Source organism: Gluconobacter sp. P5B12 (assembly GCF_018812035.1).
In the GTDB taxonomy this organism is placed as follows: Bacteria; Pseudomonadota; Alphaproteobacteria; order Acetobacterales; family Acetobacteraceae; genus Gluconobacter.
The window spans coordinates 495626-518379 of record NZ_JACRVV010000002.1 but is presented as its reverse complement, the minus strand read 5'-3'; the positions used below and the strand labels follow the sequence as shown (position 1 = coordinate 518379).

The following is a 22754-nucleotide window of genomic DNA, read 5'->3' as shown; positions in this document are numbered from 1 at the left end:
GATGAAGGGGCAGGGAATGGTGAGGCGGTCCCGCCTCACCCGGCAAAATCAGATCTTGCCGACGAGGTCGAGAGAAGGCTTCAGCGTTTCGCCGCCTTCCTTCCACTTGGCCGGGCAGACTTCACCCGGATGCGTGGCGACATACTGAGCGGCCTGGATCTTCTCCAGCAGTTCCGTCGCGGAGCGGCCAACGCCACCAGCCGTGATTTCGATGTACTGAACCTTGCCTTCCGGATCGAGCAGGAACGTGCCGCGATCAGCCAGGCCAGCTTCTTCGATCAGAACACCGAAGTTGCGGGAGATCACACCCGTCGGGTCGCCCAGCATCGTGTACTTGATCTTGCCAATAGCCGGGGACGTGTCGTGCCAGGCCTTGTGCGTGAAATGCTTGTCCGTGGAAACGGAATAGATTTCAACGCCCAGCTTGTCGAAAGCGGCCTGATTGTCAGCCAGATCTTCAAGTTCCGTCGGGCAGACGAACGTGAAGTCTGCCGGATAGAAGAAGAAGACGGACCACTTGCCACGGACGTCTGCATCCGTGACCGTCAGGAATTCGCCGTTGCGGAATGCATCGGTCGAGAACGGGGCCAGTGTGGAGTTAATGCGAACCATCAGAAGGTCTCCTGCTTTGTCGCTCGTGTTAGGTTGCGGAACCTATGTCCCACAAAATGAGAAGGTCAGGAAACAGTTCCTGTCAATATGATTGATCGGTCAAACCGAACAGAGATCAAACCCTCATCACCACTACCTATTTCATATCAGCCCCGCTGACCAGTCCTTCAAGCCCATTGACGACGAAAGGCTTCCAGCTTTCCCAGATAGATTTTGCGCTGCGCCGGGCTGATCCAGGCAGCCTCAAAACTGTTTCGTGCCAGCTTGAGAAGATCTTCCTTGCTCAAAGCGCCATCGCCCTGCGCCACGACAAGGCTCTCCGTCACATAATTGCTCTTCATGTAGGCCGGATCATCAGACGCGACCGTAACTTTCAGACCCTGATCCAGCATTCCGCGAATGATGTTGATGTTTTCACCATTCTCCCGCAGCCAGCCACAGGCGACCGGGCAAACGGTAAACGCTGTGCCTTTGCGTTTGGCCACGACCACCAGATCCGGACGCTCCAGAATATTGCCACCATGATCAATGCGGTCTGCCTGAATATCTTCCAGCACTTGCCGGATGTGTTCATGCGTATCGAGCTGGTTCAGGTCACAATGCATTGTCAGGTGAAAACCGGCTTTACGGGCGCGGGCAAACACCTCACGGAATTTGTCAGGGGGATTATTCTTCTCGTCAGAGTCCAGTCCAATCCCGACAATATGCTGCCGGTAGGAAAGCGCTGACTCCAGTGTCTTCATAGCAGACTCAGTCGTCAGTTCCCGCTCGAAGCAAAGAACAAGCTGGGAGTCGATCTGTAGATTGCGGCGACCATCAGCCTGCGCCCGCGTAAGGCCATTCATGACCGTAGCGAACGGGATGCCACGGTCCGTATGCATCTGCGGATCGAAGAATATCTCCGCATACAGCACATTCTGGGAGGCTGCTTTGGTCAGATAGGCATATGTGAGGTCATAGAAATCCTGCTCCTTGAGCAGAACAGTTTTGCCTTCATAGAAAATCTTCAGAAAGCTCTGAAGGTCGTGGAAGTTATAACTGGCCCGCATCTCTTCAACCGTGCTGTACGGCAGGGAGACACCATTGCGCTGGGCCAGGCGGAACTTCATTTCCGGCTCAAGCGTGCCTTCAATATGCACATGCATTTCGGCTTTTGGCATTGCATAGATGAAGCGGGTCATGTCATCGCCCGCTCCATCTGAAGCTGCCACAGCCGATGCACGCCCGGTCAAAGCGATACTGGCTGAAAACAGCATTGTATTTGCCAGAAAGAACCTGCGCCCGAACGTCATCCTGTTTTCCTTTAGCGTTTACGCGGCATCCCCCTGCCCACGACTTTCGCAGGGAGAATGTTGCGCATCCGCTCCGATAACAAGGAGAGAAAACAGGATAGACCGCACGTTAATTTAGATCAGGCCGTCAGACCGCCATCTACCGGGAGGGACGCGCCCGTAATGTAAGAGGCTGCAGGGCTTGCAAGGAAGCCTACGAAATCCGCAATATCAGCAACCTTGCCGTAGGAATTCGTCGCGGTGAAACTGCTGATCAGCGCCGCACCTTCACCGTCAGCCGGGTTCAGATCCGTATCAATCGGACCTGGCTCGACCACATTAACGGTAATCCCCTTCGGCCCCACATCACGCGCTACGCCGCGGGCAAAGCCTTCCAGAGCCGCCTTGGTGGCGGAGTAAAGGGAAATACCCGGGAAAGGTGCGCGAGCACCAAAAGCAGAGCCGATGTAAATCAGGCGACCACCCTGCCCCAGATGTTTCACAGCTTCCATCGTCTCGATCATAACGGCACGAACATTCAGGTTCAGCACCTGATCGATTTGCTCAACAGTCATCTGATCGATCGGTCCATAAGGATAAATGCCGGCGTTACAGACGAGTGCATCCAGCCGACCGAATGTTTCCACGGCCTTCGTGACAACAGCGCGGTTACCTTCCGCTGTTCCGCCATTGGCCTTGATGGCAACAGCCTTGCGGCCCTTGGCTTCAATCTTGCTGACGATATCCGCAGCAGCCTTTTCGTTGCTGGCATAAGAGATCGCAACGTCATATCCGTCTGTGGCGAGACGAAGGGCGATTGCGGCCCCGATACCACGGGAACCACCGGTCACGAGAGCAGCGCGCTGTGTCATGGAGTCTTCATCCTAGCTGTGGAAATTCTTTGAAACCTTATACGCTTCATAGGCAGATGTGTCTTGCCGAGGCCGATGACGCTTTCATGCAAATATAGGAAAAACCGCACTTCCATATTTTGGTGTTCGGTATTATCTATAATTCATGAGCTACGTTCCCCTTTCCGGCCTGTCCCTGCGAGACATCGAATATGTCGTGGCAGTGGATGACCTGCGCAATTTCTCCCGCGCGGCAGAACGCTGTGGTGTGAGCCAGGCGGGCCTTTCAGAGCAGGTCCGCAAGCTGGAGCAGCTTCTGGATGTCACACTGTTCGAGCGTTCGCGCAGGCATGTCGCCCCTACACCTGATGGGGAGCGCCTGATTGCGCTTGGTCGTGAAGTTTTAACGGCAGCCCGGAATCTTCTGGAAGTCGCACGGGCGCGCACCAGCCCGCTGGATGGCATTCTGCGCTTGGGCGTCATCCCAACGCTTGGCCCGTATTACATCCCCGGCACGCTCCCCCACTTGCGGCAGTCCTATCCGAACCTGAATCTGCGCCTGACAGAAGGAACGACGGATACGCTGGTCCAGTCTCTGCGAAACAACGAACTCGATCTGGCTCTGATGGCGCTGCCTGCTCCGTCGGAGGCGCTGGAAGCCCTTCCTCTTTTCGAAGAGGCTTTTCTGGGGGTTTTTCCGGTTACGCACGAACTGGCTGGCAAGAACAGGATCTCCCTGAAACAGCTGGGTCGACCTGATCTTCTGTTGCTGGAAGACGGCCACTGTCTTCGCGATCAGGCACTCTCCATCTGCCCCACCATTCCCAGACAGCGCGAAACCAGACTGGCCACGAGCCTGGAGATGCTCTGGCACATGATTGGTGCAGGTGAAGGCTTCTCACTCATTCCCCGGCTTGCTCTGCGCAACCGGATGGATTTTGAGAACCTCATCACCGTACGCCCCCTTTCCGAACCCGAAGCAAGTCGGACAATCGGCCTCGTGTGGCGCGCGTCAGATCCACGTGCCAGCACATTCCGGGAGCTTGGCGCCTTTCTGCGGCAGGCGACCCCGGAAGGATGCAAAATGTATCCGGCATGAACCCCGTGAACATCACGGCGTTTTTGTAAGACACCTTAATTCACCGGAAGTTTTATTCCGGGACAGCCAATCACCTTACAGATTAGTGCCACTGATGTGGTCGAGAAAGTCGGAATGTGTAGCCAGAAAAGACGTAACACGTGAAGAATGTCCTGATCGGCACATTCCTGCGTTTACCGGGGGCTCCAGAAATCTCAGACCCTCTGCCAGGCATCCGGATTAATGACCCGGCACTTGCGGCCGTTCTGGACTTCGACATTCCGCTTCTGCTGCTCCACGAAGGCACAACACTTGGCGATAGTCCCATCTGGGACGAAAATCGAAACAGACTTGTCTGGTCGGATGTCGTATCGCGCAGGGTCATGGCATGGCACCCCGATGGGCATGTTCACACCATTCTTGATCCCACGTGGTTTATCAACGGCAATGCCCTCCTCCCGGAAGGCACGCTGATACATTGCGAACAGGGACGACGCTGTATCAGTTTTTCACAGGGCGCTCAGGAAGCACTCCCCCTCATCACGCACTATGAGGGCGGCCGCCTCAACGCCCCGAACGCCATTATCACCGGCCCCAACCATACACTCTGGTTTACCGACCCCTTATTCGGCATCCACTCCGCAAGAGAGGGGTATATAGCGCCCCCCGAGCTACCCCATCGCAGTGTCTACCGATATGACCGGAAGACTGGCGATCTAACGCGCGTGGCTGATCTGGATCAGCCTGATGCTCTGGCATTTTCGCCAGACAGGAAAACGTTATACGTAACGGACACATCCAGAAAAATCGGCGGGCAAGGCTGCCACATCCATGCATTCGATGTCGGTCGCCATGGAAAACTGACGGGAAAACGCCCCTTCTACAGCACAGAAAATGGTGTCCCGGACGGTCTGGCCATAGACCATCGCGGATGGGTCTGGACCGCAGCAGACGACGGAATTTACGTCATCGACGCGTCAGGATGTACCCTGGGTTTCGTCCCTCTTCCCTGGCCACCTACAAACTGTGCATTCGGAGGCCCAGAGAACCGACGTCTGTTTATCACCTGTCGTGAAAGACTGGTGGCTCTGGATCTGCGAGACTGATCCAGAGCGGCGTTCTTAATTGGATGTGTCGCAGGCTTTCTTGCTTCCCGGAAAATCGGAGCATCCAGCTTTATTGACGCCCCACTGATAATCCTTTTCCTCACTCGCCATACCGTTTGGCTGAACCTGCGTTAGCACGGCAGAGAGATCCGAGACATGGCCTGAGGTATAAGTCAGTTCCACATAGCCATTATAGGCTCCGGGCGTTCTGTTCGCGCTCTCGAAATATGTTGGTTTGTGATCCTTGCCTGGAACGCCCAGAAGGGACGTCACCTGCGCTGGTGTCGCTTTTTCCAGGCTTTTCAGCAGATCTTCCGTGAAACTGCGGCATGTTACTTCCGGTCGTTCATCTTCACCCGGAAGAGCTGTCCAGCAACCCGCCTGCCCAGGAAATCCACTGGCCGCAGATGCACTGCCAGACGCTCCCATAACAGCGCCAGCCACCATCAGCACACCCATCATATGCTTTAAAGTCACCATTTTACTGCACTCCTGCCGATCCATTTTCCGTCTGCCAACATCTCTCAGCAGGCATAAACTCAATTGGTGGCTTTCGGATAAAGCCGATTGACCACCTTCTCCATCGTCAGTCCCTGCACGATGATTGTAAAGACCACTACCCCGTAGCACACCGGCAGCAGCGTCTCCCTCAGCCCCCCAGGAGGCAGCCCCAATGCCAGTGCGACTGAAATCCCGCCCCGCAGCCCTCCCCAGGTCAAAACGCCGAGAGCCCTGCCACGCTCACCCTTTTTTAGATGAACCGGCATCGTGGATAGGAACACGCTCAACCCGCGGACAATCACAGACAGGGGAATGATGATGAGCGTCGCCACGAGATTGGGCAGATGCGGCGTGATCTCAAGAAGTTCGAAACCGATCAGCAAGAACAACAGCGCGTTCAGAATTTCGTCGATCAGGCCCCAGAAGGTGGTGAGTTCCTGGCGGGAGTGCTCGGGGATTGCACGCTTGCCAGCATCCGTGGCCAACCACATCCCAGCCACAACGACGGCGATAGGGCCGGACATATGCAGAGAACTGGCAAGACTGTAAGTTCCCGTTGCCAGGGCCAGAGAGGCCAGCAGATCTATCTGCATGTCCTCTACGCCCCGAATGATTTTCAGAGCGATCCATCCCAAAACGCCCCCCAGCAGGCCTCCACCGACTGCTTCCACCAGAAAGCGCACCACAAAATCCGTCATTGCAACGCTGTGCACGTCTCCGGTCGCAAGGCCGATGACGGTCCCGTACATCACGATGCCAACACCATCGTTAAACAGACTTTCCCCGGCGAAAGTCGCCTGAAGGGCTTCCGGCAACCCCAGACGACGCAGCATTCCCACGACGGAAACCGGGTCAGTTGGGGCAAGAATAGCGCCCAGAACGACACACCAGCTAAAGGGAACATTCATGCCCAATAGCGGGAAGACAAACCATGCTGCGCCTGCCAGCAGCCCCACTGCCAGAACTGTGCCCAGAATGGCCAACGCGGCAACAGCTTTTCCCCGTGAGAGCAACAATCCGAGATTGACCTGCATGGCGCCAGCAAACAGCAGGAAAGACAGCGCCCCCTCCAGAAGAGTTTCCGGCAGATTGACCTGACCGAGAAGAGTGCGGGGGATGTGCTGAAGGTCGTAGCCTGGAACCAGAGGGTTGATCAGCATGATCAACATGGAGATGACCATGCTGATCAGAAGGATACCGATCGTCAGAGGAAGCTTGAAAAGGCGCTCGTTCAAAACCCCGAAACACGTCGCTCCCAGCATCAGCAAGGCAAAAAGACCCAGCGAGTTCATCCGTTCTTCTCCTCCTGACAGTGCATCATGCACTGACCTTCCGTCGCCAGCCATCAATTCCGTTGCGACGCATTTTTATCCGGTCCGTCAGAAACAGAAGCTTCTGTAACAGGCAGAGTTTCCTGCGAAAGATTTCAACATACTGCGGTTCAGGACTTTGATGAGCCGTTATTTCGAAGGTGCGGCAAACGGTTTGCCAGGAAGCCCGTCACCGCTGCTTCCTCAGCCGATAATCCATGCTCCGGCATATCCAGAACATCCTGTGCCCGTTTCTGAAACGCGGCCCTCAAAGTCCCGTCCAGATGCCCATCCACCACACAGGGATTAATATAGCTCTTGCGACAGACCGCAGGCGTATTTCCAAGCCGGGCAGCCACGGATTTCACGGCCTCAACAACCTGCTTTTTGGCTTTTGCCTTGGTATCGTACCCACTGAAGGCACAGAGCGTGACGGCGGCAAGCTGCGTAGCGGCCCAAGTGCGAAAATCCTTGGCCGTAATGTCTTCACCAGTGATGGTCTGAAGGTAGTCGTTCACGTCCTGTGAATGCACATCGTGGCGTTCACCGTTCTCATCCAGATACTGGAAGAGACGTTGCCCCGGGAGATCTTCGAGCCGTGACACAAGCCGCGCCAGCCGGGCGTCAGACAAATCCAGATGCTGCTCAATCCCATGTTTGGCCCTGAAATCAAGCGTGACGTGCTTTCCGGTCACATCAACATGCCGGTGCCGCAGCGTCGTAAGGCCATAGCTACGGTTTTCTCGCGCGTACCGGTCATTTCCGATCCGAGCCATAGTCCGTTCCATGATGAAGACAATCGCGGCCAGAACACGGTCCCGGTCCAGCGTCTTTCGCGCCAGATCTTTTGCAACCTGCGCTCTCAAGGCAGGAAGATGCTCACTGAAGACAAGCATTCGGCCAAACTTGGCAACGTCCCGTGTTTCCCTCCATTTGGGATGATAGCGATACTGCAACCGCCCCCGCGCATCTGTGCCAACAGCTTGCAGATGACCATCAGGATCAGCACAGATCCAGACGTCGCGATAAGCCGGAGGAATCCCCAGGCGTTTCAGGCGCCCGATAACGTCCTGATCCGTGATGCGCTCCCCGGAAGGATCGTAATAGGCGAAGCCTTTTCCGGCTCGTCTGCGGGTAATTCCTGGTTCCGTCCTGTCCACATAATGCAGACCCGCGCGCCGGGCCTGTTTTTGCTCAGGTGAAAGTCTTGCTGTCACGGTTTCGCGGTTCCCTGTCCGTCCAACTGTAACAGCGTGCTGCTGGAACCGGAGTTTCGTCAGATCTGCTTACGCTTCCTGATACTTCCTGACATGACACCTGCTTTTCCACAGGTGACTTACAAGGCGGACATTACGGGTAGGGAATACAGATGTGAAACGACTGTTGTTGGGATGCAGTATGCTCCTGCTCGCAAGCTGCGCATCGCATGCACCATCCGATATGTCCGAAACTGCTGACAGCAACCACGCCCCATCGTTCAATCAGACGGGCGGGGGCCTTGGTGGAGGCCGCGGTGGTGGCAGCAACAGCATCTGGTCTGATGTGTTTCGCACCGCCCTTCAAACTGGAATGGGCTTCGTTCACCATTGAACGAAGCCAGACCCTTATTTGTCTTCGTAACTCAGTCGCCACTCAGCAGGCTCTGCATCCGCAAGCCTGTACCATTTCTTCATGAGCGGATGGTGCAACATGCTCTGAACCCAAGCTTTTACAACGGGGTCAACATTAAGTTGATACGTGTGAATCCGGATAGCGACGGGCGCATACATGCAGTCAGCCACCGTCAGGACGTCCCCGAACAGATACGGCGTGGCCGTGCCGGAGCGCAGAAGTGCCCCCTTCAGGGTCTCGCTTAACAGAGCAACATCCTTGGCCAGGTCTTCGCTGATTTCTGACAAAGGCGCTGGAACACGCTCCACATCCATCGGACAATTCTGCCGGATCGGGCGGAAACCGGCGTGCATCTGGGCGCTGACGCTGCGGGCATGAGCACGCACCACACGGTCCTGCGGCCAAAGAGACGGCTCATGCTCGGCGCAGTATTCGCAGATGGCCAGACTTTCCCAGACATGCGCCCCATCGTGCTGCAAATACGGCACCAGCTTGTTGGGAGACAGCGCGTGGATTTCCGTGGTCTTGCCACCACCCTTGAGAGCAATAACCTTCTCTTCCACATCCAGCTTCGCCAGCTTTACGGCCAGCCAGCCACGCAAAGACCAAGACGAATACCGCCGCGACCCGATCAGAAGTGTCCCTGCCACGCTTACGCTCCCGTCAGAATAAACCCGCCGCCCAGAACACGGCTCCCATCATACAGAACACAGGCCTGCCCCGGGGCCGGCATGGCTGGCTCCAGCAGTTCGACTAGCGCGCCACCATTCTCAAGAGGCTTCACAACCGCATCCCGGAGCTTCTCCCGGGCACGGATCTGCACACCACAGGAGACACCTTCCGGCGGAGCATCAATCAGCCAGTTCATGTCCCGCAGACGGATCGCCTTGCGCGTCTCAACTTCGGTCGCCTGAACGCGGGGTCCAACAACAATCCGGCGCTTGGGCACATCAATCCGCGTCACCATCTGGCGTTCGCCAACGGCCGTATGGATGTCTCCCAGACGCTTACTCTGCCCAACCGTATAGCGCGCAACGCCTTCATGATGCCCAAGGACCTTGCCCTGTTCATCCACGATCTCGCCTTCACCCCGGATTTCAGGACGAAGCTTTTCCACGATATCAACGTAAGACCCGCTTGGAACGAAGCAGATATCCTGACTGTCCGGCTTGGCCGCGATTTCCAGTCCAAGCTCCTGAGCCAGTTCACGCACATGCGCCTTGTCCGGCATCTCGCCGAGCGGGAAGCGCAGGTAATCAAGCTGGTCTTTCGTCGTCGCGAACAGGAACCAGGTCTGGTCCCGCTCTGCATCGACAGGGCGATGCATTTCAGCACCAGACGGACCTTCAACACGCCGGACGTAATGCCCGGTCGCCATCGCTTCACAGCCCAGATCGCGGGCCATGCCCAGAAGATCTGTGAACTTCACGCCCTGATTGCAGGCCACGCACGGCACGGGAGTTTCCCCACGCGCATACGCATCCGCGAAGTTCTCAATCACGCTGTCCCGGAAGCGACTTTCCGCATCAATGACGTAATGCGGGAAATCCAGCTTATCCGCCACGGCGCGGGCATCCATGATGTCCCGCCCGGCACAGCAGGCGCCCGGCTTGGACGCCTGACCGTGATCGTAAAGCTGGAGGGTCGCGCCGATCACCTCGTGGCCCTGCCTTTTGAGCAGCGCGGCCACTACGGAGCTGTCCACGCCTCCCGACATGGCAACGAGGATACGCATGGTCTCAGCCCGCCTTTGGAAGCTGAACGGTCAGGCCGTCCAGATCTTCGGTCATGACAATCTGGCAGCCCAGACGGGACGTCTGCTCAAGGCCGAAGGCCAGATCCAGCATGTCTTCTTCATCGTCGGTCGGCTCGGACAGCTTGCCAGCCCATTCCGGGTCCACCACGACATGGCACGTCGCACAGGCCAGAGAGCCTTCGCAGGCGCCTTCGAGGTCAATGTCATGCTTGTGAGCGATTTCCAGCACCGACAGGCCGACAGGCGCGTCAACTTCACGGCGGGAACCGTCACGTTCGATAAAGGTCATCTTGGGCATGGGCTGTCCGTCTTGTTTCAGTCTCTTGAAGGTTGGCAGGTACGGACAGCCTCGATCAAAAGAGCCGCCGCACGGTCAATACCGGGCTTGGAGGTAGAGCGTCCGACCGACAGGCGCAAGCACCGCGATGCTTTCTCTGCAGAAAGTCCCATCGCCGTCAGCACATAAGAGGGGGTAATTTCTGCGGCCGAGCAGGCTGACCCTGTAGACATGGCAACTTCCGGGACCCGTTCAAGGATGTCCATCGCCCGCACGCCTTCCGGCAGACAGAAATTCAGCGCACCTGGCAGGCGCGAAACTTCACGTCCATTCAGTTCACATCCTGGAAGTGCCGTTTCAATCTGGCGCCACAGATCATCCCGCAGGGCGGAAATCTGCAAAATATCCACGTCCAATCTTCGTTTCGCCAGCTCCGCAGCTTTCCCGAACCCCACGACAAGAGGGGTGGGCAACGTGCCTGAACGGAAGGCCCGTTCCTGCCCTCCCCCGGAAAAAAGCGGCTGTAGTCGCACACGGGGACGACGCCGCACATACAGGGCACCGATCCCCTTGGGGCCATACATCTTGTGCGCGGAAAAAGACGCCAGATCGATACCGTCCAGTGAAACAGGCAGCTTCCCGGCCATTTGCGCCATGTCAGTGTGAAACAACGCTCCAGCCTCATGGGCGATTCGTGACAGGAGTGGAATGTCCTGCAGGATGCCCGTCTCATTATTTGCCGTCATGATGCTGACAAGCAGTGTCGGCACCGCCAGTGCCTCCCGCAGAGCCTCCGGATCAACACGCCCTTGCCCGTCCACTCCCAGGATAAGAGGGTCAAAGCCTTCAGTCTCCAGATCCCGCACGGATTCCAGAACGCATTTATGCTCAGTAGAGACGGTAATGACACGACGACGCTCATCTCCCGTGCGCTTCAGGTGGCGAGCGGCTCCCTTGATGGCAAGATTGTTTGCTTCGGTGGCTCCAGACGTAAAAACGAGCTCCCGGGCTTCAACCCCGACCAGGTCAGCGATAGTGTGGCGTGCTGCATCGACAGCCTGCGCCGCTTTCTGACCCGGGCCATGAACACTGTGTGGATTCCCAAAATCCTCCGCGAACCAGGGCAGCATGGCTTCCACAACCTCAGAGGCGCAGGGCGTTGTGGAAAAATAGTCCAGATAAATCACGCTATACCTTCCACTGACCAACACAGATCGTTACGGTTCCAGATATAGATGGGCTTTTCAGTCTCGAACCCTGTTTCAGGCAGAGAATGCCTCATGGACCTGATCCCCCTTGGCAGCACTCTGTTTGCCCTCGCCTTCGGTATTCTACTCCTCAGCCTCATTTCCCCTTTAGGCCGATGGATCAACGCCCGGAGCGCCCTTCTAGAGCAGGCCCGGAAACTCAGGCTGGAAAATGACCACATGAGCGCGCCTTAACGTTTATTCAAACGACGCGCCATACGCTCATAGGCATCGCAAAACGCGTCAACCTGCCCTGCCCTCACATTCCACGGCAACGACACTCGTATGGCCTGAGAGGCCCCGGTCGTCTCTCCCATCGCCGTCAGCACATGAGATGCCGCGACTTTTCCAGAAGAGCATGCCGAACCGGCAGAAACACAAAATCCTTCCATATCCAGCGTCATGAGCTGCACCTGTGCGGCTACCCCGTCGAGGATCAGGCAGCTTGTATTCGGCAGGCGAGCGACCTCACGCCCGGCAACACGGGCTCCCGCTGCCATTGCCACCTGTTCGACGCGCTCACGCAATGCCTCAATAGCGGACCAGTCCTGCGCGTGCGCCTCCTCAAAAGCAGCAGCCATGCCCAGAATAGCTGGCAAAGGCTGCGTTCCTCCTCGCCGACCGCGCTCCTGACCGCCCCCCACCATCAGGGCATCAATCGGTTCATCCAGTGGCAGCAGCAACGCGCCTGCGCCTTTTGGTCCGCCCATCTTGTGCCCCGAGAGAGCAACGCTGCACTCAGTCAGGCTGAAAGGCAGTCGCCCAGCGCTCTGAACCGCATCCACATGCAGATGTGCACCCGAGTCGCGGCAGAGTGCAGCCACATCCTCGAGTGGCGACAAAACCCCGGTCTCGTTATTGGCGGCCATGACACAGACAAGTGTTGGCGCGCCATCCGCAAGACGCAGACGGAGAGTTTCAAGGTCCAGAATGCCCTGGTCATTCACCGGAATAACGTCCGCATCCGGGGCGGCTTTACGAACGGCATCATGCTCCGTTGCGCCGATCAGGACCCGACGCCCCTGACCGAACGCATGAATGGCCATTGCATCAGCTTCCGTGCCACCTGACGTGAACACGCAGGTCCCGGAAATCCGCCCGAAACCCGCACTGATACGACTACGGGCATCTTCAAGACATCGCCTGGCTTCGCGCCCTTCCGCGTGGACCGAAGACGGATTGCCGGACAGCAGCAGACCGTACAGCACAGCCTCCCTCGCTGCGGGGCGCAGAGGCTCGGTTGCATTGGCGTCAAGATAGGTCGGAGCAGATGCGTTCGTCATGTTCTCTAGATCGTGCAGAGTTGCAGGAATCGCAATCCCGAGTCGATTTTGGTGGAAATTCTGGCTTTCAACTCGATATACAGACGCCCACCGGAAGGCAGGGCCGTAATCCTGCCGGACATAGAGCGAGAGTATTCATGCCTGAAGTGATGTTCGCCGGCCCAGATGGCCGGCTTGAGGGTCGTTACCACCACTCCAGCGAACCAAACGCTCCCCTTGCCCTGGTGCTGCACCCACACCCGCTTCACGGCGGCACCATGAATAATCGTATTACGTACACGATGTATCGCCACTTCGAGAAGATGGGCTTCTCGGTCATGCGCTACAATTCGCGCGGCGTAGGCCGTTCGCAGGGCCGCTACGATGGTGGCATTGGCGAGATCTCCGATGCAGCTGCAGCACTTGACTGGATGCAGATGGTCAACCCGAACTCCAGCGAACTGTGGATCGCCGGATACTCGTTCGGGGCGTTCGTCGGCATGCAGCTTCTGATGCGCCGCCCGGAAATCAGTGGTTGGATCAGCGTTGCACCTCCAGCCAATGATTATGACTTCGGCTTCCTTGCACCTTGTCCGTGTAGTGGTCTGATGATCGCTGGCGGCAAGGACGAAATGGCTCCCGAGCCAGGCATCCGCAAGCTGGTCGACAAGCTCAACACGCAGAAGAATGTGACGGTCGATTATCGTATCTTCGACGATGCCGACCACATTTTCGCCAAGCAGGCTGAGCGCGTTGGAGAAGCACTGGAAGATCACGTCATGACCATGCGTGGCCGCAAGGCTCTCGCACTGGCCGCCGACTGAACAAATCTGACAGTTCCATGAAGAAAAAGGCCTGCGCCCTCCGGGACGCGGGCCTTTTCTTTTAGGGCTCTTGCCGGTTCATATACATTATGTAACGATTGTTACATGAGCACCCGGCAAGATGTCCTCCCCGTCCGCGTGACGGACCTCTCCAAGCGCTTCGGCAGCTTCACAGCTCTTGATGGCGTATCATTCACTATAGCACCTGGCGAAACCGTCGCGCTGCTCGGAAAAAACGGGGCCGGAAAATCCACCCTCATCGGATGTTTGATGGGCTTCCTTGTGCCGGATACGGGCTCTGTGGACCTGTTCGGTCAAAACGTTCTGGAACTCCCGAGAGAGCTGCGAGCCCGGACAGGCTTCGTTCCGCAGACCATGACGGGATTCTCGGCGTTCACTGTTGGTAAGCTCATTGATTACATTGGTGCGTTCTACGGTACACTGCCACCGATTGATCCCGCCGTTCTTCGCTGGGCCGACCTTGATCCCAAGAAAATTGTCAAAAACCTCTCCGGTGGTCAGCGCCAGCGCCTCGCAATCCTGCTGGCCATGCGTCACGAGCCGGACTTTCTGGTGCTGGATGAACCCGTGGCCAGTCTGGATCCGCACGCCCGCCGGGATTTCATGAATCTTTTGGGAGATTACGCCCAGCGCACAGGGGCCAGCGTCCTGATTTCCTCGCATATCCTGTCAGATCTGGAACGCCTGTGCTCCCGCCTTCTGTTCCTGCGTCAAGGTCAGGTTGTGCTGGATGTTCCAACCCCTGTGTTCCGCGCCACAACACGCTGGCTGGATCACGCAACACCGCACATCCTCGATAACGTCCCCCTCCAGATTATCGGCCAGCGCGAAACGGGGCTTCTGGTGCATGGATGGTCAGAAGACATCCTACTGCCTGAAGGAACTACGGTGTCTGTTCCTGATTTCGAGGATGCCTTCCTTGAAATCACCGCGACGCGAGCTTCCTGATCCATGACGTGGCTTCGTCTCTCCCCACTGGAATGGTCAGACCTGCGCCGGGCGCTTGGCATCTACGCCACGGCGACGTTCCTGCGCGGCAACTACATGATCTTGATGCTCGCCTGCTGGATGATTGCCGCTCTTTCCACTCTCTGGGACCTGCATGGTCTGCTCAGACATGAAACGTTGACGGAGGCTTTGTCGCACACCAACGTTTTCTATGTGATCCTCGTCGTGATGGTCGTTCAGAGTGTGCTCCAGCTTCATACGAACAATCAGATCAGCGGCTCACAGGCTCCGTCCATCCCTGGACTGGCCCTTGCCGAAGCACGGGCCGCCAGCATTGTCGCAAGCGTGATCATTCTGGGGCTCGCCGGCTTGATGAGACTGCTGCCGGTTCCTTTCCACGACGCCCTTTTCTTTATCCTTTTCAACGCCATCCCCTCAACTGTGCAGTGGTACGCTCCCCCGCGTGAGCAATCTGGCAAAAAACGGGTCGCCATTCTTCTCTTCGGGGTGGCCTTGATGGTTGGGCAGTTCGCACTGGTACTCGTCTCAGATGCTACCTACTGGATGCTGACACGCCCTGCTGTTCTGACTATTCCCGCCAGCATCATTCTGTTCATGGCACTGATCGGCAGTATCCTGTCCCTCCCGAACCGACTTTATGGCAGCAAACCCCTTGCACCGGCCGCTCATGAGACAGGACAGTCTCTTCCGGCAGAGACAACACATTCCAGTCGCGCAAGACCTCCCACACAGCGTTCTTTGACGCCTTATCAACTCCGTCAGATGCTTCTTGCGCCCGTCACCCCCGTCACTTTCAGAACCGACATCCTGGTCAGCCTGTTTCTCATTCCAGTGACACTGTCTGTCTTTGCAATGATAGAGGCGTTTCTCGCCCATCGCAGTTTCAGTTCGGCCTGGGTCAAGTCCGTGGGAACGGGCTGCGTCATGCTGGTCATCGGGGACAAGTGGCTATTGGACCGACAGCACTGGCCGCTCCTTCTTGTTACAGGGCGTTTTGGCAGCAGACTGGAGTTTGTACGGGCCGTTTTCAGAGCCAAACTCTCCCGAATGCTGATCATCACCCCCATCCGGGTGCTTACCCTTGTCGTACCTTATGCAGTCCTGAAGCCTCTGCTTCCTGCAACTGCCATCTTTGAGGCGCTGGACCTGATCGTACTTGTCGGCGGCATGACCCTTTGCTCCGCCCTGCCGTTCGTGATCATGCGCGCGCCCCCAAAATCAGTCGTTTTTGCCTTTAATCTCGCCCCGCTCCTTCTGATCCAGATGTGTTCGCCTTTTCTGCTGAGCGTCAGATATGCCGCATATCTGGCTATGACAGCGCTTGTTCTCGGGCTCCTCAGCTACTGTTTTGCACCCTATCGACTGAGCCGGTCAGACTGGCCTTACGAAAACGAATAACTGATCGGAACAGAAATTCTGGCGCCAAGACATTTTCAGCGAATACCTTCGGGCAGTCTTCAGAAATCAGCCCCAACCTGCGCAAACACATAGCGTCCGGGAATAAAGCCCGAATACTGCGCCACAGCCGTATTGGAAGCCCCGTCTACCACGAAAGGCGGTTGCCTGTTGAACAGGTTGTTGATGCCCGTATTAAACGTCCATCGACCCGATCGATATCCCACCGTCACATCCTGAAGGAAAACGCCCGGTGAGCGCGTACGCCCTGCCGTCTGCGGTGCCAGATCGTTCGTGCCGTCATTCCAGTGCATCCCGCCAATATACTGCACCATGTAGGTCAGGCTGAACGCGCCATGCTGCCAGCTGACCGTAGTGTAGCTCCGCTCACGCGGCATGCCGCTTCCAGCCAGATAGAGCAGTCGACCTGTGTAATTCCGCCATGCGCCACCCGGCGTGTACTGCTGGAAATACCCAATCAACTGCTGATAGTTTTCAGACAAGGACAGACTGTCACGCCGCCCCAAACGCATTCGGTATGTCAGATCAATATCCAGGCCATTCGTTCGCAGGCCACCAAGGTTCTGCTGAACGGCAGAAATGGCCGTGAGCTGTCCGTTTGTGGAACGAGGCGAAACCAGGGAGCAAAGCTGTGGTTCCGTTCCCGTATAGCATCCGTCCAGAATATACTGCGTACTCGGTGCGGAAATCATGTTCTGCAACGTGTAGTGCCAGTATTCGACGGACAGCGAGAGATGCGGCACCCAGTGCGGTGTGACGACTGTTCCGATTGTATAGGTACGGCCCGTTTCTGGCTTCAAAGCCGCATTTCCGCCCGACAGCGTGGGCAACTGCCCCACGAACGCCGAATTGAACGTCTCGGGATTGATCCCTTCAGACACGCACCGTGCCCGGACAGTACCGGCCCGCGCACCATAGGCTCCGGCCTGACTGCATGGATCGGACGCAGACGGATAACTCAGCGTGCGACCACCGTAGAGGCTATAGATACTCGGCTGCCGGTAGGACGTTCCCAGAGTGGCGCGAAACGCGATGTCCTGAACCGGTGCCCAGTGCAGCCCGACCTTCCAATTCTTTGTCGTTCCAAACGTGTTGTAGGCAGAAATACGCCCCTGAAGATCCACCGTCAGGTCCCGGGCCAGAAAAGCATGTTCGAGAAGCGGGATTTTCCCTTCGACATATCCTTCCGTCACATGAAAGCCACCACCGGTATAAGCCGTGGTTGCACCCGTTGAGTCGCCACGCTCGACTATGGAGTCCGGCTTGTAGCTAAGCTGTTCGCTTCGGTGTTCCATCCCGAAAGCCAGACCGATCTGACCGCCATGTCGATACGGCAAGCTGACAACGCGATTATTGTGGAAGCGCAGATTGACGTCCCGCATCTGGTAATCTGCATGATCATGCTGAGTGAACCGAACATAGTCCGCCGCCTGCTCTGAATACGGCGCAAACGGGTTTTGCAGAACGCATCCTGAAGCAGCCACGCAGATATCCGGGTTGTATCGCACCGCACTCGAAGAACTGGACGGATCAAGCTGTTCCGTGCCTGTCGTTTCCAGCAGATGGCGATAGTTGACCATATTCTGCGTCTGCGCCGTCAACTGACTGACGCCGTAAGTCATGGAGGCATCATACTGCCAGTCTCCGACAATGCGTCCTTTGGCACCACCAATGACCGTCCAGGTATCCACAGCAAAATCATTTTGCCGGTATCCGACATCTTCCATCCGCTTCGTCACAGCGTAATCCTTACCCCATGGATTATCAGGGCTATCCGCTGGAATGATCCAGGAAGACGGAAGACTGGAAGGCGGGATGCTCCCTTGCACAGGAGAAGGGGATAGCTGCCGGGAGGCCGTAGTGTGACTGTAACGAACGTTGGAATACAGCGTGATGTGTGCGTTCAGATCATAATGGGCATCACCAGACAAGGCCGCATTCTGATGATAGTTCTGGAGCATTGAGCCTTCAGCGAAATTATACAGATCTGAAGACTGAAAGGCCCGAAAACTGCCATTGCCGTCAGGGACCATGCGCTTCCCCGTAACCGGGTTAAACGCCACGCCTGATGGGATAATGGAGGAGCCAAAACCTGGCGCTCCAGAAGCCGGATTGTCGTTCTGCGGCAGCGCAGCCCATCGTCGATCCCGTGAAGAAATTGGTCCAGTCGTGTCGTACTGACCAAACAGGGTGACGTTGCCCCGGCCATGATCGAAATTGAAGCCCTTGTAACCAGAAATCAGCCCCGATCGACTGTCTCCATATTGTGTGATGCCGCCCTTGATCGTCAGGTTTCCGCCCGTCAGATCATGCTTCAACCGAATGTTGATCACGCCTGAAACAGCGTCTGCTCCGTAGAGTTCGGAACCCCCATCCTTCAGGATCTCGATCCGGTCGATCTGCTGCACGGGAATGGCGTTGAGATCCACACATTCAGATCCGGCATTCATCGCCGTGCGCTTGCCATCAATGAGAATCAGAACACGCCCCTGCCCCAGATTGCGCAGGTCTGTGCAGGACACGCCCCCACCGCCGTTCGTGCGGGTATTGGGTGTTCCTGATGAGCCGACAGAGGGCAGACGGGTCAGATAATCTCCAAGGGAGATGGCCGAAGTTTTCTGAATATCCTTCGCCGAAATGATCTGAACCGGATTGGCGGTCTTGTTCCCCGCCCCTCCAAGATAAGATCCCGTTACAACAATATCCTCGGACTTCGAGGACTTGAGGGTCTCTGTCCGGTCATCTGCAAAGACGACAGGGCTCCACATCATGCCGCCAATCAGAGCCGGATAAAAAGGACGAACAGCTTTCCGAAAAGGGCGGACAGACATGGAGAATACACACTCAGACATTATGTTACGATATAACATATCTCTAGTGACCGACTGTGCCGTCATTCAAGCGACAAACAATGACCATCCCGTTGCGTCCAGTGTCACCCGGCAGACGGTCGTGCTTTGCGCGATGTTATGATAGAGAGACCTTCCCCTTTTCCGACAGCGCAGCAGCAAGACCGATCCATGCCAAAGAGTCCGTTCCTTCTCGAAGCCCAGGCACGTGGCCTGATTTTCCAGTGCACCGACCTCGACGCCCTCGATGAAGCCATGCTGGCTGGACCGATTACTGCCTATGTAGGCTTCGACCCGACGGCGGACTCCCTGCATGTGGGCAATGCTATGTCCATCATGGCGCTGCGCCTGTTGCAGAAGCATGGTCATCGCCCAATTGCCCTGATGGGTGGCGGCACGGCAAAGATTGGTGATCCGTCCTTCCGTGACGAAGCCCGCTCGCTCATGACGAACGATACAATCGCGCACAACATCGCTGGCATTGAACAGTCCCTGCGCCAGTTCATCACCTTCAGCGATGAAGACCCGTCCAGCGGCGCGATCCTCGCCAACAATGCGGAATGGCTGGACAAGCTGTCCTACATCAACCTGCTACAGGACGTCGGCGTTCATTTCTCCATCAGCCGTATGCTGTCTTTCGAGAGCGTGAAGCAGCGTCTGGACCGTGAGCAGGGCCTGACGTTTCTGGAGTTCAACTACTCCATCCTTCAGTCCTACGACTTCCGTGAACTGAACCGCCGCCATGGAGCCGTGCTTCAGATGGGCGGCTCGGACCAGTGGGGCAACATTGTTGCCGGTATCGACCTGACGCGCCGCACTGATGGCAAGCAGGTGTTTGGTCTCACCACGCCTCTCGTCACCACGTCGTCCGGCGTAAAGATGGGCAAGTCCGCACAGGGCGCCACATGGCTCCGCGCCGAGAAGCGTTCGGTCTTTGACTACTGGCAGTTCTGGCGCAACACGGAAGACGCCGATGTCGGCCGCTTCCTTAAGCTCTTCACGGATCTTCCCGTTGAAGAATGCGAACGTCTGGGCGCACTTGAAGGAGCCGAGATCAACGAAGCCAAGAAGATCCTCGCCACGGAAGCCACTGCGATCTGTCACGGACGCACGGCTGCAGAAGAGGCTGCCGAGACGGCCCGCAAGGTCTTCGAACAGGGCTCCACAACGGCCGCTCTTCCGGAAATCGATCTTCCCGCCAATATGCTGGCCGAAGGTCTTCCGGCGTTCCGCGTCTTTCAGGAGGCCGGTCTTGCCGCCAGTGGTGGGGAGGCTCGTCGGCTGATCCGTGGCGGTGGTGGCCGCGTCAATGACGTCGTCATTTCCGATGAAAACCAGACCTTCACACTTGAGGATTTACGCGAGGGCACGCTGAAGGTCTCGTCCGGCAAAAAGAAGCACATTCTTATCCGTCCGGTCTGAACCTGACAGATGTCATGACCTTGTCATGACGTCCTTCACTGTTTCGGATCATGGCTTGTGTCATAATCTTTCCGAAACAGTGGAGTCTGCGGTCGTGCCAAATCAGAAAAACTGGAAAGCTCTTTCCACCGATGCCGCCGGACTGCTGTTCGCCGTCGTCTGGGCAGCACGCGGTGCCATGGCAGCGCATGTTTCCACAATGGCCATGGCCATCCCGATTGCTGTCATCACGCTAGTCCTGCTTGCCGGGTTTGCCAGACGCGACCTGATCCAGTGTCGCCCCGAGCGCATTTGGGACGCGGCCCTGCTGCGCCGTGTAAAGATCATGCGCATCATTGCCATCACTGTGATGATAACCTCCGTCCGCAGCACGCATCATCCGGAACTGCTTTACCCGCTGCTCGGATGCATTATTGGCCTTTCGTACATCCCTATGGGCCGCGCGATGCACGAACCCGTTCATGTCATCATGGGTTTTGTGATTGTCAGCGTGTCAGCTCTTTCTTTCCTGCTTCCAGAACCGCTACATCTTGAAGTCGCGGGCTTTGGCACCGCTCTGGCCATCTGGGTCGGTGCCGTTATCCGTCTGCGCAATTCCGGAACCCTGTCCTTTCTGCCGAAGAACGCTTTGCCCTCATGACAGAAATAGAGACCTTCATCCCGCTTCCTGGAAACAAGGAGGACAACTGGCCGAGCTTCAACCGGTATCGGGTCTCTTATCTCGTTTATCTTCTGATCTACCCTATTCCCTGGTTGATCCATGGAGCACCTACCTTTCCGGCAGCCCTGTTTTCTGCTGGGGCAACAGGCATTTTCCTGCTGCTATATTTCGCGCCTTACCGCAATGACCGGTATTATGGGCTGCCAGAGATTATCTTCACGGCCCTTATCGGATTTGCGACCGCATGGACGCAGGGCGACTGGCTGGTCTTCAATATTTATGCCACCGCCATGTGCGCCTGTTTCAGGCAGATGCGGCAAGCTGTCCTGACAATTGTATGTTTGCAGATCGCCCTGTTCGCGTTTGTCTGGCTTCAGGACAAATCCATGCTGCACGCGAGCATCGGGGCCTTCTTTAGCATCATCACCTATATCGGGACGTGGATGCAGTGGAAGCTGGGCCTGCAAAACCTGCAACTCCGCAAGGCACAACACGAAATCCGGACTCTGGCCGCCACAGCAGAGCGCGAACGTATCGCGCGGGATGTACATGATCTTCTGGGCCATTCCCTGACGGTCATTTCAGTCAAAGCCGAGTTGGCCAACCGCCTGTTCGAGACGCACCCCGCACGCGCACAGCGAGAACTTCAGGACATCACACAGATTGCCCGAACGTCTTTGAAAGAAGTTCGTGAGGCCGTCACCGGCATGAATGGTGCGTCCCTTCAGCATGAGCTGGAGCGTGCCCGCAAGGCGCTTGAAGCAGCATCCATCAGTCTGACCATCCATCACGCTGAGCGTCTCGAAGATCACCCACAAAGCAGCGTTCTCGCGATGGCATTGCGAGAGGCCGTCACGAATGTGATCCGTCATTCCGGTGCGCGACATTGCACCATCAGTTTTGACTGTGATGCTGGGGGGCAACCCTGTGCCATTCGCATTGAAGATGATGGCGCCCAGCAGTCAGGCCGGTCTCCGGCCCCTCCGCAGGAAGGAAACGGCCTTCGTGGCATGAGAACACGTCTTGCCGCTGCGGGAGGCTCTTTAATGCTAAGCCATACCTCAAGCGGCCTCCGACTCACAGCGAGTATTACCCCATGATCCGCCTTATTCTGGCCGAAGACCAAGCCATGCTTCTGGATGCTTTTGAAGCGCTTCTTGGCCTTGAAGAAGACATTCAGATCGTGGGGCGCGCACCAGATGGACAACGGGCGCTCCAGCTCGCGGCCGACCTGCGCCCGGATGTCATCATCACGGACATCGAAATGCCGAACATGACAGGCATTGAACTGGCAGAAAAAATCCGGGAACAGGGCCTTCCAAGCCGTGTCATGATCGTGACGACCTTTGGCCGCGCTGGATATCTGCGCCGTGCTCTTCAGGCAGGCGTGCGTGGATACATGCTCAAGGATGCCCCGATTACGCAACTCGCCGATGCTATTCGGAAAGTCGCTGCTGGTGGCCGCGCCATTGCGTCAGATCTGGCAGAGTCTGTCTGGGATGCTCTGCCCGACCCGTTGTCAGACCGTGAACGATCCATGCTCCGTCTGGCTGAAGCCGGGCGAACGAACAAGGAGATTGCTGAAGAGCTCTCCCTGTCCGCCGGGACAGTCCGTAACTACTTCTCGGAAATTGTTCAGAAACTCGATGCCCGTAACCGGATTGAAGCCGGGCGCGTCGCCCGGCAGAACGGCTGGCTCTAACCCCAGCC

The 22754-nt window shown here is 56.9% G+C and carries 23 protein-coding genes; 11 read left to right on the top strand and 12 right to left on the bottom strand.

Annotated elements, in window-relative coordinates:
• Positions 1-48: 48 nt before the first annotated feature.
• The 3 genes from ahpC to KP702_RS06350 all read right to left on the bottom strand — a co-directional run bounded on the left by ahpC (position 49) and on the right by KP702_RS06350 (position 2755).
• Positions 49-612: an alkyl hydroperoxide reductase subunit C gene (ahpC, locus tag KP702_RS06360; RefSeq protein WP_046900770.1), complete on the bottom strand. Its 564-nt coding sequence runs from the start codon at positions 610-612 to the stop codon at positions 49-51.
• Positions 613-779: 167 nt separating this feature from the next.
• On the bottom strand, positions 780-1904 hold the full coding sequence (gene add / locus KP702_RS06355; protein WP_215768663.1) for an adenosine deaminase: 1125 nt from the start codon (positions 1902-1904) through the stop codon (positions 780-782).
• 119 nt (positions 1905-2023) lie between these two features.
• The gene (locus KP702_RS06350; protein WP_064274703.1) at positions 2024-2755 is read right to left on the bottom strand and encodes an SDR family oxidoreductase; all 732 of its coding nucleotides are present in this window, start codon (positions 2753-2755) and stop codon (positions 2024-2026) included.
• A 145-nt stretch (positions 2756-2900) separates the two neighbouring features.
• Here KP702_RS06350 and KP702_RS06345 point away from each other — a divergent pair, with 145 nt between their 5' ends.
• Together KP702_RS06345 and KP702_RS06340 are read left to right on the top strand one after the other, a co-directional pair.
• On the top strand, positions 2901-3833 hold the full coding sequence (locus KP702_RS06345; protein ID WP_215750970.1) for a hydrogen peroxide-inducible genes activator: 933 nt from the start codon (positions 2901-2903) through the stop codon (positions 3831-3833).
• Positions 3834-3973: 140 nt separating this feature from the next.
• Entirely contained in the window at positions 3974-4918 is a 945-nt protein-coding gene (locus KP702_RS06340) for an SMP-30/gluconolactonase/LRE family protein (RefSeq protein WP_215768662.1), read from the top strand.
• A gap of 15 nt (positions 4919-4933) precedes the next feature.
• On the opposite strand, the gene KP702_RS06335 is transcribed toward KP702_RS06340, so the two are convergent.
• From KP702_RS06335 to KP702_RS06325, 3 genes are all read right to left on the bottom strand, one after another.
• On the bottom strand, positions 4934-5398 hold the full coding sequence (locus tag KP702_RS06335; protein WP_252347517.1) for a hypothetical protein: 465 nt from the start codon (positions 5396-5398) through the stop codon (positions 4934-4936).
• A 59-nt stretch (positions 5399-5457) separates the two neighbouring features.
• The gene (locus KP702_RS06330; protein WP_215768661.1) at positions 5458-6711 is read right to left on the bottom strand and encodes a sodium:proton antiporter; all 1254 of its coding nucleotides are present in this window, start codon (positions 6709-6711) and stop codon (positions 5458-5460) included.
• A gap of 149 nt (positions 6712-6860) precedes the next feature.
• On the bottom strand, positions 6861-7946 hold the full coding sequence (locus KP702_RS06325; protein ID WP_215768660.1) for a DNA topoisomerase IB: 1086 nt from the start codon (positions 7944-7946) through the stop codon (positions 6861-6863).
• 181 nt (positions 7947-8127) lie between these two features.
• On the opposite strand from KP702_RS06325, the gene KP702_RS06320 reads away from it, so the two are divergent.
• The gene (locus KP702_RS06320) at positions 8128-8319 is read left to right on the top strand and encodes a hypothetical protein (RefSeq protein ID WP_215768700.1); all 192 of its coding nucleotides are present in this window, start codon (positions 8128-8130) and stop codon (positions 8317-8319) included.
• Positions 8320-8333: 14 nt separating this feature from the next.
• Here the strand turns inward: KP702_RS06320 and KP702_RS06315 are convergent, their stop codons facing one another.
• The 4 genes from KP702_RS06315 to KP702_RS06300 are packed head-to-tail and all read right to left on the bottom strand — an operon-like array spanning position 8334 to position 11560.
• Entirely contained in the window at positions 8334-8990 is a 657-nt protein-coding gene (locus KP702_RS06315) for a glutathione S-transferase family protein (protein ID WP_215768659.1), read from the bottom strand.
• 2 nt (positions 8991-8992) lie between these two features.
• Positions 8993-10075: a tRNA 2-thiouridine(34) synthase MnmA gene (gene mnmA / locus KP702_RS06310; protein ID WP_215768658.1), complete on the bottom strand. Its 1083-nt coding sequence runs from the start codon at positions 10073-10075 to the stop codon at positions 8993-8995.
• A gap of 4 nt (positions 10076-10079) precedes the next feature.
• Positions 10080-10394, bottom strand: a complete 315-nt coding sequence (locus tag KP702_RS06305; RefSeq protein ID WP_046900759.1) for a ferredoxin family 2Fe-2S iron-sulfur cluster binding protein — start codon at positions 10392-10394, stop codon at positions 10080-10082.
• A 17-nt stretch (positions 10395-10411) separates the two neighbouring features.
• On the bottom strand, positions 10412-11560 hold the full coding sequence (locus KP702_RS06300) for a cysteine desulfurase family protein (protein ID WP_215768657.1): 1149 nt from the start codon (positions 11558-11560) through the stop codon (positions 10412-10414).
• A gap of 93 nt (positions 11561-11653) precedes the next feature.
• Between KP702_RS06300 and KP702_RS06295 the strand changes: the two genes are divergently transcribed.
• Entirely contained in the window at positions 11654-11815 is a 162-nt protein-coding gene (locus KP702_RS06295) for a hypothetical protein (RefSeq protein WP_215768656.1), read from the top strand.
• Here the strand turns inward: KP702_RS06295 and KP702_RS06290 are convergent.
• Positions 11812-12903: a cysteine desulfurase family protein gene (locus KP702_RS06290; RefSeq protein ID WP_215768655.1), complete on the bottom strand. Its 1092-nt coding sequence runs from the start codon at positions 12901-12903 to the stop codon at positions 11812-11814. The genes KP702_RS06295 and KP702_RS06290 overlap by 4 nt on opposite strands.
• Before the next feature lie 137 nt (positions 12904-13040).
• Here KP702_RS06290 and KP702_RS06285 point away from each other — a divergent pair, with 137 nt between their 5' ends.
• The 3 genes from KP702_RS06285 to KP702_RS06275 all read left to right on the top strand — a co-directional run bounded on the left by KP702_RS06285 (position 13041) and on the right by KP702_RS06275 (position 16094).
• Entirely contained in the window at positions 13041-13706 is a 666-nt protein-coding gene (locus KP702_RS06285) for an alpha/beta hydrolase (protein ID WP_064274695.1), read from the top strand.
• Between the two features lie 105 nt (positions 13707-13811).
• Positions 13812-14675, top strand: coding sequence for an ABC transporter ATP-binding protein (locus tag KP702_RS06280; protein WP_202207170.1), 864 nt, complete (start codon positions 13812-13814; stop codon positions 14673-14675).
• 3 nt (positions 14676-14678) lie between these two features.
• Positions 14679-16094: an ABC transporter permease gene (locus KP702_RS06275; RefSeq protein WP_215768654.1), complete on the top strand. Its 1416-nt coding sequence runs from the start codon at positions 14679-14681 to the stop codon at positions 16092-16094.
• Between the two features lie 59 nt (positions 16095-16153).
• On the opposite strand, the gene KP702_RS06270 is transcribed toward KP702_RS06275, so the two are convergent.
• Positions 16154-18943: a TonB-dependent receptor domain-containing protein gene (locus KP702_RS06270; protein ID WP_215768653.1), complete on the bottom strand. Its 2790-nt coding sequence runs from the start codon at positions 18941-18943 to the stop codon at positions 16154-16156.
• 189 nt (positions 18944-19132) lie between these two features.
• On the opposite strand from KP702_RS06270, the gene tyrS reads away from it, so the two are divergent.
• Genes tyrS through KP702_RS06250 form a run of 4 tightly spaced genes read left to right on the top strand, consistent with a single transcriptional unit; the run spans position 19133 to position 22746 of the window.
• A complete protein-coding gene (gene tyrS, locus KP702_RS06265) occupies positions 19133-20383 on the top strand; it encodes a tyrosine--tRNA ligase (protein WP_064274803.1) in 1251 nt (416 codons plus the stop codon).
• 25 nt (positions 20384-20408) lie between these two features.
• Positions 20409-21023, top strand: coding sequence for a hypothetical protein (locus KP702_RS06260; RefSeq protein WP_202207167.1), 615 nt, complete (start codon positions 20409-20411; stop codon positions 21021-21023).
• Positions 21020-22144 (top strand): sensor histidine kinase, encoded by a 1125-nt coding sequence (locus KP702_RS06255; RefSeq protein ID WP_202207166.1) that lies wholly within the window; start codon positions 21020-21022, stop codon positions 22142-22144. Before KP702_RS06260 ends, KP702_RS06255 begins: the two co-directional genes overlap by 4 nt.
• A complete protein-coding gene (locus tag KP702_RS06250) occupies positions 22141-22746 on the top strand; it encodes a response regulator transcription factor (protein WP_046900746.1) in 606 nt (201 codons plus the stop codon). The genes KP702_RS06255 and KP702_RS06250 overlap by 4 nt, the downstream gene beginning before the upstream one ends.
• The last annotated feature ends 8 nt before the right edge of the window (positions 22747-22754 follow it).

What these genes read in the sequence shown, in the direction of transcription:
- KP702_RS06335 (WP_252347517.1), bottom strand. Translation starts at nt 5,398, where the DNA reads ATGGTGACTTTAAAGCATATGATGGGTGTGCTGATGGTGGCTGGCGCT.
- KP702_RS06290 (WP_215768655.1), bottom strand. Translation starts at nt 12,903, where the DNA reads ATGACGAACGCATCTGCTCCGACCTATCTTGACGCCAATGCAACCGAG.
- tyrS (WP_064274803.1), top strand. Translation starts at nt 19,133, where the DNA reads ATGCCAAAGAGTCCGTTCCTTCTCGAAGCCCAGGCACGTGGCCTGATT.
- KP702_RS06350 (WP_064274703.1), bottom strand. Translation starts at nt 2,755, where the DNA reads ATGACACAGCGCGCTGCTCTCGTGACCGGTGGTTCCCGTGGTATCGGG.
- KP702_RS06345 (WP_215750970.1), top strand. Translation starts at nt 2,901, where the DNA reads ATGAGCTACGTTCCCCTTTCCGGCCTGTCCCTGCGAGACATCGAATAT.
- KP702_RS06280 (WP_202207170.1), top strand. Translation starts at nt 13,812, where the DNA reads ATGAGCACCCGGCAAGATGTCCTCCCCGTCCGCGTGACGGACCTCTCC.
- ahpC (WP_046900770.1), bottom strand. Translation starts at nt 612, where the DNA reads ATGGTTCGCATTAACTCCACACTGGCCCCGTTCTCGACCGATGCATTC.
- KP702_RS06320 (WP_215768700.1), top strand. Translation starts at nt 8,128, where the DNA reads ATGCTCCTGCTCGCAAGCTGCGCATCGCATGCACCATCCGATATGTCC.
- KP702_RS06255 (WP_202207166.1), top strand. Translation starts at nt 21,020, where the DNA reads ATGACAGAAATAGAGACCTTCATCCCGCTTCCTGGAAACAAGGAGGAC.
- KP702_RS06305 (WP_046900759.1), bottom strand. Translation starts at nt 10,394, where the DNA reads ATGCCCAAGATGACCTTTATCGAACGTGACGGTTCCCGCCGTGAAGTT.
- KP702_RS06330 (WP_215768661.1), bottom strand. Translation starts at nt 6,711, where the DNA reads ATGAACTCGCTGGGTCTTTTTGCCTTGCTGATGCTGGGAGCGACGTGT.
- KP702_RS06260 (WP_202207167.1), top strand. Translation starts at nt 20,409, where the DNA reads ATGACGTCCTTCACTGTTTCGGATCATGGCTTGTGTCATAATCTTTCC.
- add (WP_215768663.1), bottom strand. Translation starts at nt 1,904, where the DNA reads ATGACGTTCGGGCGCAGGTTCTTTCTGGCAAATACAATGCTGTTTTCA.
- mnmA (WP_215768658.1), bottom strand. Translation starts at nt 10,075, where the DNA reads ATGCGTATCCTCGTTGCCATGTCGGGAGGCGTGGACAGCTCCGTAGTG.
- KP702_RS06270 (WP_215768653.1), bottom strand. Translation starts at nt 18,943, where the DNA reads ATGTCTGTCCGCCCTTTTCGGAAAGCTGTTCGTCCTTTTTATCCGGCT.
- KP702_RS06250 (WP_046900746.1), top strand. Translation starts at nt 22,141, where the DNA reads ATGATCCGCCTTATTCTGGCCGAAGACCAAGCCATGCTTCTGGATGCT.
- KP702_RS06285 (WP_064274695.1), top strand. Translation starts at nt 13,041, where the DNA reads ATGCCTGAAGTGATGTTCGCCGGCCCAGATGGCCGGCTTGAGGGTCGT.
- KP702_RS06275 (WP_215768654.1), top strand. Translation starts at nt 14,679, where the DNA reads ATGACGTGGCTTCGTCTCTCCCCACTGGAATGGTCAGACCTGCGCCGG.
- KP702_RS06295 (WP_215768656.1), top strand. Translation starts at nt 11,654, where the DNA reads ATGGACCTGATCCCCCTTGGCAGCACTCTGTTTGCCCTCGCCTTCGGT.